General features: G+C 43.7%; 8 protein-coding genes. 2 read left to right on the top strand and 6 right to left on the bottom strand.

Annotation, left to right across the window (positions count from 1 at the left end; translation table 11 throughout):
• Positions 1 to 31: 31 nt before the first annotated feature.
• The 3 genes from IYN84_RS09780 to IYN84_RS09770 all read right to left on the bottom strand — a co-directional run bounded on the left by IYN84_RS09780 (position 32) and on the right by IYN84_RS09770 (position 3,527).
• Complete coding sequence (locus tag IYN84_RS09780; RefSeq protein ID WP_196139014.1) at positions 32 to 793, bottom strand: dimethylarginine dimethylaminohydrolase family protein; 762 nt, start codon at positions 791 to 793, stop codon at positions 32 to 34.
• Positions 794 to 858: 65 nt separating this feature from the next.
• The gene (locus IYN84_RS09775; protein ID WP_210330368.1) at positions 859 to 1,959 is read right to left on the bottom strand and encodes an aromatic ring-hydroxylating dioxygenase subunit alpha; all 1,101 of its coding nucleotides are present in this window, start codon (positions 1,957 to 1,959) and stop codon (positions 859 to 861) included.
• A 143-nt stretch (positions 1,960 to 2,102) separates the two neighbouring features.
• Entirely contained in the window at positions 2,103 to 3,527 is a 1,425-nt protein-coding gene (locus IYN84_RS09770; RefSeq protein ID WP_196139013.1) for an aldehyde dehydrogenase family protein, read from the bottom strand.
• 171 nt (positions 3,528 to 3,698) lie between these two features.
• Here IYN84_RS09770 and IYN84_RS09765 point away from each other — a divergent pair, with 171 nt between their 5' ends.
• Positions 3,699 to 5,009 carry an amino acid permease gene (locus IYN84_RS09765; protein ID WP_196139012.1) on the top strand — a complete coding sequence of 437 codons (1,311 nt, stop codon included), beginning with the start codon at positions 3,699 to 3,701 and terminating at the stop codon, positions 5,007 to 5,009.
• Positions 5,010 to 5,022: 13 nt separating this feature from the next.
• On the opposite strand, the gene IYN84_RS09760 is transcribed toward IYN84_RS09765, so the two are convergent.
• Entirely contained in the window at positions 5,023 to 5,979 is a 957-nt protein-coding gene (locus IYN84_RS09760) for a hypothetical protein (protein ID WP_196139011.1), read from the bottom strand.
• Between the two features lie 372 nt (positions 5,980 to 6,351).
• On the opposite strand from IYN84_RS09760, the gene IYN84_RS09755 reads away from it, so the two are divergent.
• Positions 6,352 to 6,693 carry a hypothetical protein gene (locus IYN84_RS09755; RefSeq protein ID WP_196139010.1) on the top strand — a complete coding sequence of 114 codons (342 nt, stop codon included), beginning with the start codon at positions 6,352 to 6,354 and terminating at the stop codon, positions 6,691 to 6,693.
• 66 nt (positions 6,694 to 6,759) lie between these two features.
• Here the strand turns inward: IYN84_RS09755 and IYN84_RS09750 are convergent, their stop codons facing one another.
• A complete protein-coding gene (locus tag IYN84_RS09750) occupies positions 6,760 to 8,850 on the bottom strand; it encodes a S8 family serine peptidase (protein ID WP_371734846.1) in 2,091 nt (696 codons plus the stop codon).
• Positions 8,851 to 9,281: 431 nt separating this feature from the next.
• Complete coding sequence (locus IYN84_RS09745) at positions 9,282 to 12,308, bottom strand: response regulator (RefSeq protein ID WP_196139009.1); 3,027 nt, start codon at positions 12,306 to 12,308, stop codon at positions 9,282 to 9,284.
• Positions 12,309 to 12,396: the final 88 nt, after the last annotated feature.

The following is a 12,396-nucleotide window of genomic DNA, read 5'->3' as shown; positions in this document are numbered from 1 at the left end:
TTTTTTATCCGACAACGTGTAAATTTCTAATTTAAAACCTTAAAGAAAGACAGCTTAATCCACCATCCAGTTTCTGAAACTCTGAAACATCGACTTCCCGAATTTTATATCCAGTCTGTTCAAGTTTCGCTTTAGTTTTGGGAAAACCATTCGGTGTTAATATGGTATCGTTTATCCATACACTATTGCTCGCATAGGCTTCATCGTTATCGATTTCAATCATATCGAACTTCTGAAATTCTTCTTTTGCAACAAACTCACCGGTCGCGAGTAACTTATTATTCTCAAGATAACTGAGGCCGGTTTTTAAATGCAGCATCTCGCTCATTTCCACCATCGAGCCTGACATGCCATATTTTTCCAGATAGCTGATCATCTGTACCGCACCTATTTCATTGGTTCTGTCGGAAAGGCCAATATAAAAATGATCACCCACCATCATAATATCACCGGCTTCAACTGTTCCCGGCGCTTCAATAAATTCTACCTTGTCGTAAAATTCTTCAACAGCGGGGATCATGGACTCAATTTCACCTTTACGTGAATCTGCACCGGGATTTGTGATGATGGCGCAATGCGGGGTCATTAGAGCGACGTCTTCGACAAAACAGGAATCGGGATAACCTTCATCCGGCGGCAAAATGGTGACGTCCAGACCACACTCGATAAGCGCCTCAATATAATCAGCATGTTGCGCTAGCGCCTTTTCGTAGATTGGTGCACCCAGGTTAGCGCTGGTGATGCCTTTGACCATCTCATGGCAGGGAGTTCTAACAATGGCTTTGGTAAACATTCAGGGATCCTTATTATTGAGTATTCAGTTAGTTTTTCCCACTTAAAGGGAAGGGCGTTAAATGACTATACCGAAAAATTGTCTCTTAATACTTTACGAATTAAATTTTGAAAATGAAGCACGCCGGTTTCTCGTTTCATACAAAGTCGGCCCGCTTCATAGCTGCCGGAATTTAATCCTATCTGCACCTTTTCGCAGATCATAATATCTTCATCCTGAACTTCATCACTAAACTCACGGTCTTGTGCGATCAGCTTTTTCGTTTGTTCAGAGTCTAAATCACAGTAGTAGTAATCGAAGACGACTTTGGTTTTATCATGACCTACCGGCAAGATAATATTGGTTTGCAGGCGACCCGGTAAAATATTCAGCATTAAGTTCGGAAAGATACAGTAGTAATGAGCTTTACCTTCGCCATAAAAATTATTCGGATTGTCCTCGCCTTGCCGGTCGAGCGGACTGAATTGATAGCTGTACCACTGGTCCAGAATTGTATCGTAACTTCGATAATCCAGAAGTTTGCTCAGTCCGGGGTGAACATGGGGGAGGTGATAACCTTCCAGATAATTATCCATATAGACTTTCCAGTTGCAGTCAATCACATATTCATCACGATGACTAAAAGTCATCTTTTTTAAATCGATTGGTTGAATGCTAGTTGCTATCCCTTTTAAAACCTCTGCTAGCGGGGGAGGATTGTCTTTGACACTAACAAAAATAAAGCCTTCCCATTCCTCTACCAGCGCCTGTGGTAAATGGTGTTGGCAGACATCAAAGTTGGGAGTGGAATTCATTTCCGGCGCGCTTCGTAAATCACCATTCAGAGTATAGGTCCAGCCATGATATTTGCAACGCAGCACTTTATTATTACCGTTTTCCGTAGCCACAGGTCCTGCTCGATGTCGACAAACATTGTGAAAGGCCTTTAACTGGCCTTCCTGATTTCTAACAATGACCAGGGGCACGCGACCGACTTCACAGATCACCTGATCTCCCGAATTTTGGAGTTGGTCTTTGTGCGCTGCAAGCTGCCAGTTGGCTTCAAAAATTGCCTGGTATTCGAGTTCCAGATAACTAGCGTCGGTATAGAGGCATGCCGGTAAAGTGTGCGCATTGTCTTCTTTCGCTGGTTCGAGATGGTTCAGTATTTCTGCGTTCAAGGTCACGGCCTTCTCCCTGATCCTCTCACTAACCCTCTCTGAGCGGGAGAGGGTTTAGTTATGGATTATTCAATGATTATATTTTTATGTAGCATCAGCGGAAACTTCTTCTGTTGCTTCCTTTTCGTCCAAAAGGGCAGGCTGGGGGATCACTCCAATCCACTCACCGCTTTAATTTCCAAAAAGTCTTCGAAGCCATATTCACCCCATTCCCGGCCATTACCTGATTGTTTGTATCCACCAAAAGGCGTATTGAGATCTCCTGATTGTCCGTTTACATTAATATTTCCAGCACGAATTTTTGCTGCTATCGAGCCTATGCGTGCCATATCACTTCCCTGAATATAACCTGCGAGACCATAAGGTGTATCGTTTGCTATCGCGATAGCTTCTTCGTCGCTGTGATAGGAGATAATAGAAAGTACCGGACCAAAAATTTCTTCGCGGGCGATGGTCATATCGTTGGTGACATTGGCAAAAACAGTCGGTTTAACAAAGTAGCCTTTGTTCAGTCCTTCCGGTTTACCGACGCCACCACAAACCAGCTCGGCACCTTCGTCAATTCCTTTTTGAATAAGTCCCTGAACCTTTTCAAATTGAACCTGGCTAACCAGAGGTCCCATAGTGGTTTCTTCGTTCGCCGGATCGCCGACGATGACACGACTGGCCGTTTTGCTCGCAACTTCGCAGGCGACAGCCATTTTATCGGCCGGTACCAGCATTCGCGTCGGAGCGTTACAGGACTGACCGGTGTTATTAAAAACTGAAAATGCGCCACGTTTAACTGCCGCTTCAATATCCGCATCATCAAGAATGATATTGGCCGATTTTCCACCCAGCTCCTGAGTGACCCTCTTTACTGTCGGCGCTGCATTTTGTGCTACCAGAGAGCCCGCGCGAGTTGAACCGGTGAAAGACATCATATCAACATCGGGATGACTGGAGAGGAGTGTACCCACTCCGGGGCCATCGCCATTCACCAGATTGAATACGCCGGCAGGTACCCCCGCCTTATCCATAATTTCCGCAAAGATATAAGCTGACAAAGGTGCAATTTCTGACGGCTTTAATATCATGGTGCAGCCGGTGGCAATTGCCGGAGCGACTTTGCAGGTGATCTGGTTCATTGGCCAGTTCCACGGAGTAATTAAACCGCAAACTCCGATAGGTTCTTTGTAGATGTGGCTATTGCCCTGGGCATAGTCAAACTGGAACTCTTTTAGTACGCTGAGAGCTGTCTTTAAATGACCAAGCCCCGCACCGGTCTGAGCTTTAGTGGCTAGATTTACTGGAGCGCCCATTTCTTCGCTGATGGCTTCTGCGATATCGTTATAGCGATTTTTATATTCGTTAATAATATTTTCGAGTATTTCTATTCGGTCGCTTTTTGAACTGAATCCATAGCTGGCAAAGGCTTTTTTTGCCGCTGAAACTGCAGCGTCGACATCGGCTTTATCGCCCAGGGAAATTTGTGCACAAACACCTTCCGTTGCGGGATTGATCACATCTAGAGTCTTGTCGGCTGAAGGTAGGACCCATTGCCCGTTAATATAAAATTTTCGATAATCTCTCATTGATATTGGCCTGGATAGATTGAATCTGGTTAACTATTTTGTACACCAAGTTAGCGCTATTTGTCTTGCTAATCAAGCAAACGATCTTTTGACAAAGATGTCATTGGACGGTAGAACAAAAAGAAGAACAAACGCTGAGCAATAATTAACTTAATCATTTGGGATGTATCGATGAGTGAGCAGACAACTGGTGCCCGCAATAAAAAGCAGATAGGCCTCTGGATTGCAACCGCACTGGTTGTCGGCAACATGATAGGCTCGGGGATTTTTCTCCTGCCTGCTTCACTTGCGCCATACGGTGGTGTCAGTATTGTCGGTTGGCTTGCTACCACTTTTGGTGCATTGATGACGGCCCTGGTATTTGTCCGTTTATGTCGTCGTTTCCCAAGGCAGGGGGGGCCTTATCGGTATGCTCTCGAGAATTTTGGACCCCTGGCAGGATTTATGGTTACCTGGTCTTACTGGGTATCCATCTGGTGCGGCAATGCCGCAATTTCTGTGGCTACAGTGTCCTATGCGAGCTATTTTTTTCCGCAACTTTCTAGCAGTCCGCTGCTTGCTATTAGTTGTTCTCTGGCGCTGGTTTGGTCAATAACTTTGCTAAATACCCTTGGTGTCAGAAAAGCCGGTATTTTTCAGTTAGTGACCACGATTTTAAAGTTACTTCCTCTCTTAATTATTGGTCTTGCGGCATTCTGGGTTTTTGACGTATCAGCTTTCAAGCCTTTTAATCCCTCCGGCGAATCTCTTCCTGATGCTATTAATGCGACCGCAGCACTGACCCTTTGGGCATTTCTCGGACTCGAATCGGCGACAATTCCAGCTGAAAATGTGAGACAGCCGAAGAAGACGATTCCTAGAGCAACACTTCTGGGTTTCTTGATCGCAGCAAGTGTTTATATTGCGTCACAGGTTAGTCTGATGAGTGTATTGCCGTCTGATGTGATGGCTCGCTCGGAAGCGCCTTTCGCTGACGTTGCACGTGTTCTATGGGGAGACTGGGCAGGTAGTTTGATTGCATTGGGAGCTCTGATTAGTTGTATTGGCGCACTTAACGGCTGGATCCTGTTGCAGGGGCAGGTGCCAATGACCGCCGCTCGCGATAATTTAATGCCTTCGATATTAAAAGATACGCGGATCCCCGGAGTTTCAATTACGGCATTGGTTTTTTCAAGTTTGCTGATTTCTTTTTTAGTTATTGCGAATTTCAGTGAAGGGATGGTGAGTCTATTCACATTTGCGATTTTGATTTCTACATTGGGTATCTTTATTCCATATCTATTATCGGTTGCCGCTAGCATTCGTTTGACAATCATGGAGTGGAGTGAAAAAAGAAATTACATTTCGCTGCTTTTCTCGGTTTTTGCATTAGGCTACTGTTTGTGGGCCGTGGCAGGAGTCGGTGTCAAAGCAATGCAGTGGGGAGTGGTCTTATTGTTAGCGGGTTTGCCTATTTACTGGTTGGTAACTCGGAGAAGTTAGCCAAATCTTTTCTTTATGGGCGATACTTTGCTTTCAGGCTGCGCCAGCTTGTGCTCCACGGGGAGCTTAGCCATTTTTTGAAAATCCACCAGTAGGATTTTATTTCCTTTTCTGGCTCTTCGGTTTTCGCTTTTACTTCCTTTTTTCTGCTTTCTGTTTTCTGCTCCGGCTCAGGTTGCTCATCTACTTTTTCCTGAGTCTCACGGTTATCTTCTGGAGGCGTTCTTTCGTTGACTTCACCTGAATCATAAGACTCTGTTTCCAAAGTAACAATCTCAAAAACATTGGGGAGCGACTTTACAGTGCCTCCTCTATCCAGATGCTCAAGATTTACCAACATAGCCTTGTTAACCTGTTCTAGCTCCTCTTTCATCGGCTCCGGTAGGTTGGGTTGTAGAAGAATGGCACTGGTATCTTTGATAATTGCCTGGATTTCTTTTCTAACCTGCTTAACACACTGAATTTCCTTTTCCTTAAGAAAGGCTATCTGCTCATTGACAGTCTCCTGTTGGATAGGCAATTTGATCGGAGCAATTGCCATGCCTCGTTTTTTTAAAATAAATCTTAGTGCCAGAGAAGTATTGGTACGCCGTTTGAAGTCGTCGATAAACTGACCAAAGCTTTCGATATTGATATTTTCCAGTTCACTGTCGCGTAGTTTGTTGATATCGATTTTGGCAAGTTTCAGAATCTTGTTAACTGAACTACCGATTTTCTTTTCAATAGTTTCTAACTTATGGAGTAGGCCTGTGGAGTCAGTATCCTTCAATCGCTTCTCGATGGCAGCAAAATAGCTTACTACTTTTGCTGGAAATTCCTGAGATGGTTTAGCCGCTAAAGCAAGCTCACTGAGAGCACTTTGCTGGTTCTCTACACTTGCAGCAATTTTGATTAAGCTTTCAAGAGCTCTTCGCTTTTCGGTGATGGTACTGAGCGCATCAGAGTGGCTGAGTTGACTATCGGCGTTCATATCCCTGCTTTCTGCAATCTGAATTTTTAATGTTTATTAACATAAGAATAGGCAATGAATTAGGAATATGCCGAAATTCATCACTTTTCCTGGGTTAGTTATTAGCCTGTTAGTTGCTTTTTAGCGTCAGTCGCTCAGAGTCTGGACTTTTCTGTAAACAAAAAGAGTGCATTTTGTATTGATTAAAAGTTGAATAAAAATTTAATTTATTGACAGGCGTTACAAAAAGTTTCATTTCGCCGCTTTTGAAAAGAGCTATTACATCCGGCAACACCTGTTTACCTCAAGCTTTGTATACTTTAACTGTACGAAATCTGCCAGTACGTCAATTTATTAAAATCAGTTTCCAGTATGATTGTTCGGAGGTCGAAAATGAAAAAGCTAATTCCAGTTGCTTTGGTTGTCTTTAGTGGTCTTGCCGTTGCCGGTGAAGATGTTGTTTATACCAGTGATGAATATTGTGCCAAACAAGGAGTGAGTCAGACAAAGCACGATAAACAGTATTTAAAAGCCTATTCTGAAAAGCTTGGGTTTGAACACTCAAAACGATTTTGTCGTGAAGTAAACAAGGATAATCGTATTGCACAGTCTAATAGAAAGGATAGAAAGTGGGAGTATGCTTTTAACAAGCCCTACAGAGGTTCAGCTATCAGACTTTCAAAACGACAAATCGAAAAGCTTAAAGCTGCGGGAGTGGATTTTTCCAATATATAGCTTCAAAGTTTGCTTGATAAAAAAAGGGCCTGAATTCAGGCCCTTTTTTGTTGTTCAATAACGCTATTACAGAGTAATAGTGTTGGAGCAAGCGGTTGTAGAGCCTTCTTCACAGATAGTGAAAGTGTAGGTATTACGCTTATTCACACTGTAAGATACGCTACCGTCGTTAGCCGTTGTACCGTTTAGGCTACCGTTTACATAAACATCAACGTTTGCGCCTGTTGCACCGTTCCAGTTCAATGTGATACTACGACCATTTCCTGAACGTGAGCCACTTAAAGTGATGTCTGCTGCAGGTGGCTCGCTGCCGTCGCTTACAGATACCGTCTTTGTGCTGGTATGAGTCGCACCTTCGTTGTCAGTAACAGTCAGGCTAACTGTGTAGTCGCCGCTCGCGGCAAATGTATGGTTAGCCGTTGCGGTTGAAGCGCCAAAGCTCCAGCTGTAAGAAACGATATTGCCGTCACTATCTGAACTCGCACTTCCATCGAAAGAACAGCTTAGGTCAGTACAAGAGAAGTTGAATGAAGCGACAGGTGCAATGTTTCCTGTTGGAGGGTTGCCACCGCCACATGCTTGAGTTGCCAGGTAGTCAGAAGCTGCTTTCGCTTTAACGATACCGTAACCGAAGTAGTCGTCGCGACCTGCGGTCCCTTGGTCTTCTGCTGTTGCTTTCATCGCTTCGCGGATGTCAGTTCCAGTACAGTTAGGGTGATTTGACCAGATCAAGGCAGCCATACCTGAAGCTGCAGGAGTCGCCATAGAGGTACCGCTCATGTATCCGTAATCGCTTGCGCCAACTTTTACTGTAGCAGAGTTAGCTGCAACGATTGCTGCGCGGTCTTCCAATGCTGCACCAACGGCTGGAATAGTAGTCGCGTTGGTATCGCCAAGTGTTCCGTAAAGCATGCCAGCTTCATTGTTAATAACAATAGCACCCAGACCACCAGAATTTTCACAGTTTTGAACTTTGTCGTGGAAGGAAATGTTGCCACGGTCAATTACACAGATTTTTCCGTTTGCGCCATTATCTGTCGCTTCGGCTGTACCCATGAAGTAAGTGCTGCCAGAAGCTTCACCATTGTTTTCCATAGCTGAAGCTGCGAAACCTGCTCCACCGGCTGTCATTGAAGCCATAGAAGCGCCGCCTGAAGGGTAGGTTGATAAAGTATCTACACCACCGGCAGTAACTTCAACACCATAACCGTCGTGGGTTTCAGTGGTTGCATTTTTACCACGACCCGAAGATTTTGTATTTGAAGGGAACTGAGAAAAGTCTGCGATATTGTTGTTAGCGTCATTTGCACCAATCATCATTACAGATTTGTAACCTGCTGGGTATGAGCGAACATTGTTTCCGTCATTACCTGCAGCGGCGACAACCAGACCGCCGTTATTAGTGAAAGTATTGAAAGCATTTTCTTCAGTGCTGTTGGCTCCGCCGCCGCCGAGGCTCATGCTGATGATATTAGCGCCTGCATTAGTACATTTTTGTGCAGCAACAGCCAAGTCAGACGAGTAGCCCCATCCAGAGTTGTTAAATACCTTGATAATGTGCAGTGGCACGCCTGGCGCCATACCAACTACACCAAATCCGTTGTCAGCAGCAGCAATAGTACCTGCAACGTGAGTTCCGTGCGGACCACCGTCTGCATTCCAGTTGCCTGTACCTGAATCGTTATCACCAGTGATTACAGACCAGTCGAAATCGTAGTTCTTACCACCGGTTTCACCTTGAGAACCAGCGATACCTGAGTCGATGATACAAACTTTCATACCTGGCTGAAGCGTTAACTGATCAGCCTGAGATTGATAGACTGCATAAGGAGTTAATTGCTGTACTGTCGCGTCACCCGCATCGTCATTGTATAGCGCCATAGGGTAACGACGTACATCTGCTTCAACCGCCTTGACGTGAGGGTTGTTCATCAAGCCTTTGACTTGAGCCAGATCCATTCCACTGAATTCCGCTGAGAAAAAGCCTTGTCCTTCAGTTTTGAATTCTGCACCCAGTTTTTTAGCTAGTGCTTTTACAACACCCTTTTTAGCTGCATCTACCTGGATGATATAACGATCGTCATCTGCCATTGCTGCGCCGGAAGCGCCTAGAGCGATTAATGTCGCCGCTGATAGTTTGGTTAACTTAGATACCACGTTCAGTCTCCTGATTCTTTTATAAGTTTTGAGAGTTAATGCCGGGAAGGATTATTATTAGAATTTGACTCTAAAGAAGCAGGCGCTGAAATTTATTATTAGGATTTGGATCTCTACAACGATACTACTACTACTGAGCCCCTCCTTAAGCGTTGCCCGATTATTAAGGATAATTCTCAATTTGCGATAGCTGAGATCCGACAAATATTGCTAAAAATCCGTCAAAATGTACTTTTTTGTGTAATATTTACATGTTTTTAAAGGGGTTTTTTAAAAAAACATACTTTAATAAGAGTCGACGATAGTCTTTCGAAAAGATACTGAAGATAGAAAAAAGTGCGTGTAATAATAAATAATTTGATGGAAAGCAGGGTACAAAATCCGACCACCAGCGAGGGATGGCTGTCAGATTTTGTATTCGAAGTTAACTTCTACTTGAATGACTGCTGAAACTGTTTCGGTGTCATTCCATAAGTTTCCTTAAAGCATCGGCCGAAATATGATTGAGAGGTAAACCCGCAAGACTGAGCAACCACGCCAATCTGTTCACCTGTTTCCAGCTGGATTTTGGCCTTTCTCAGTCGATATTGCTTAAGTGCTTCCAGCGGACTGATACCGAGTACGGATTTAATTTTTCGCTGCGACTGGCGCTCACTCATTGCTAATTGACTTGCCAGTTCAACCATTGAAAAGTTGGTATTGGTAAAGTTCTTTTCAAAGACATCTTCCAGTTTTATAACAAATTTGTCTTCAACTGGAGGTGCAGAAGCTTCTCCACTTTGTTGCCATTGCATACTTAGTTTTTGCTGAAGTTTCTGGCGTGAGCGTAGTTGATTTTTGACCCGCAGAGTAAGCTCTTCTGCGTCAAATGGTTTACTCAGATAGTCATCGGCTTCGGCTTCCAGTCCCTTTATTTTACTATCGGTATCACTTCTTGCCGTTAGTAGAATAATCGGTATGTGCGAGGTCATATCGGTTTTTTTCAAGGTTTTGAGCAATTCAAAGCCGTCGATACCGGGCATCATAACGTCGGATACAATGATATCCGGTAAGTAGTCCATTGCCAGTCTTACCCCCTCTTCGCCGTTATCTGCTAAAAGACAGTGGTGGTAAGGCGAAAGGATATCATTGATATGGGATAACATATCGGGATTGTCTTCCACAATCAGCACTGAGTTTTCTGACTTTTGCAGTGGCTTGCGGTGAATTTTTGTTTTAGTTTCAAAAACCTCCGACTGCATACTTTGTTGTGTACTTTTTGACAGCATCATCGGCTGGACCTGCACTTTATCAGCAAGCTGCCGATTGTCGCTCTGTTTGATTGTCAGCGTAAAGCAGGTGCCTTTACCCGGAGTTGAGTTGACTTCAATTTGCCAGCGCATAGCCATACAAAGTTCATTGACTAGCGCGAGTCCTATTCCCACTCCCTGAATATTTTGTGTGGCCTGTGAGTTAACACGATGAAAACGATTAAATATTTGCGAAAGCTGGGAAGATTCAATTCCAACTCCGGTATCGGTTACGCTAATCTTAAAATGATCACCTAGTCGGCTGAGCTCGATTTTTACGCTACCGCGATTGGTATATTTGAAGGCATTGGATAGCAGGTTAAACAGAATTTTCTCTGCTGCCTGCGAATTGCCTTCTACCCAGGCTTCTTCCGGTAGTTTGTAGCTAAACTCTAGTTGCTGATTTTTAGCTATTTCTTCAAACGAGTGACAAACAAAACCCAGCAGGCTGGAAACATTTATAGTGGAAAGCGGGATAGGATCATTGGCAATTCTTGATAATTCCAGCAGCTGTTCCACCATACGGATCATCCGCAATACGTTGCGTTTTGCTGTTTCAAGTTGAGACTTATCTTTATCGCTTTGCTCGTGACTGAGCAAGTTATCAAGAACTCCGTTAATAATGGTTAAGGGCGTTCGGAATTCATGGGAAATATTCTGAGTAAACTGGTCCTTTAGTTGTAACGCTTCTTCTTCGGCCTGTTTTTGTTCACTGATATTAATTAAAGATACTACCAGGTTGCCGCTGGCCCCTCTTTTATCGTGTGACATAGTGACGTGAACCGGGGTTTTTATCTCGTCTTTGGCAATAATATTGGCTTCGATTTCAATTCCGCCTTCAGACTGGGTCAACTTCTGTCTGTAGCTTTGATACGTAAAAAAGCGATTAAGCTCCCCATCAGCTTGAGTAACCTCTATAAAGTTATTGCCAACAAGTTCGTCCTGAGAAAGAGCAAGTAATTGGCAAGCAGCAGGATTACAGGAAAGTATTCTGCCACTTTGATTCAGTGTGAAAATCGCATTGTGTGTTGTTTCCAGTATCGCCTGATTAGAGGCCGCCTGCTCTTTAAGAGATAGTGCTTGTTGTTCCATTCGCTGTTTAAGTGCCGTTAATGCGTGAGCATTCTGGTTCAGTCGACTTTTAAGGTATTTCTCAGATTGAATATAAATATAAAGTTGTACCGCGCTAAGTACCAACATAACGGTAATCCACAGATTGAATACTGATAGTTGGGTAGCGTTGAGAGGGCTAAACCATTCAGGATTTGTAGAGATTAGTTTTTCTAGCAAAAAACAAATCATCACGAAGAGAACCGGGCTGTTTAAAAAATGGCTTCTTGCCGAGCTCGAATCGATGGTTTTTTCGGTGGAGGCACTAATTTTAATATTCAATCCGGCAATTGCTGCGAAGTAGGGAAGATACCAGAGCCAATCTATCCAGCTGCCACTGACAAGCATCAATCTTTCGGCGTAATGCAGGCTTTCAACAAGATCTGCAGCTAACCAGCCGATTGAGGACAAGGCTAATAGAGCATAACCAATCCACAGCGATTTGCGGCTATACCAGGCGAGAAAAATCCAGCGAATAAAAACATAACAATCCATTAGCATATAGAATACAAATGAATATTCTATTTCGCCTTGTTTCAGATTAATTCCCCGGGAATGGGTTAGAACAAGAAAAATAAACGCACCGAGAACAAAAGCGAGGCTTGAAGCCCAGATTACCAAACTTGGAATCGATAAAAGTTGTCGTGCTTCAGTATAAGTTTTGACTTCGATTGCCGCTATCATCAAAGCGTAGTAGAGAAAGTAAGCTATGGCATTCAAGGTTTGTTGGGTAGGCCCTGCAATTTCCGGCCACAGAGTAACTTTGAGTAGACTAACTGAAAACCAGCTGAAAAATGCAGCGCCGAGTAAAAGCCAGTATATGGGATCGACCAGAGTATTAGATTGGCGAAACTCTTTGCCGATAGATAACAATATGATTAGCAAGAATATCGCATCCGCATAATAGTGGCTAAAATCTTGTAGCTGATCTTTATCTGCCAAAGGTAGCAGGTAGATCAAAAACAGCGAAACAGCGAAAGCAACCGTTATCACTCCAAGTAAGTGAGAAGAAAGTAATTGCCTGACCGAAGGAAAGTTATTGTTACTGTTATGGTTCATATGAATCTTTCGTTTATATATTATTATCGTTTTTGGCCATGAATGATTATAGCCAAGTAAAGCTGATTGTTGCCCGGCTAAATAACGC

Origin of the sequence: Aliikangiella sp. G2MR2-5 (genome assembly GCF_015687155.1) — a bacterium.
GTDB lineage: Bacteria > Pseudomonadota > Gammaproteobacteria > Enterobacterales > Kangiellaceae > Aliikangiella.
The sequence above is the reverse complement of the archived record's forward strand: the minus strand, read 5'-3'. Positions and strand labels throughout refer to the sequence as shown.

Coding starts and splice junctions, on each gene's coding strand:
- IYN84_RS09770 (WP_196139013.1), bottom strand. CDS start 3,527: ATGAGAGATTATCGAAAATTTTATATTAACGGGCAATGGGTCCTACCT.
- IYN84_RS09745 (WP_196139009.1), bottom strand. CDS start 12,308: ATGAACCATAACAGTAACAATAACTTTCCTTCGGTCAGGCAATTACTT.
- IYN84_RS09765 (WP_196139012.1), top strand. CDS start 3,699: ATGAGTGAGCAGACAACTGGTGCCCGCAATAAAAAGCAGATAGGCCTC.
- IYN84_RS09755 (WP_196139010.1), top strand. CDS start 6,352: ATGAAAAAGCTAATTCCAGTTGCTTTGGTTGTCTTTAGTGGTCTTGCC.
- IYN84_RS09760 (WP_196139011.1), bottom strand. CDS start 5,979: ATGAACGCCGATAGTCAACTCAGCCACTCTGATGCGCTCAGTACCATC.
- IYN84_RS09780 (WP_196139014.1), bottom strand. CDS start 793: ATGTTTACCAAAGCCATTGTTAGAACTCCCTGCCATGAGATGGTCAAA.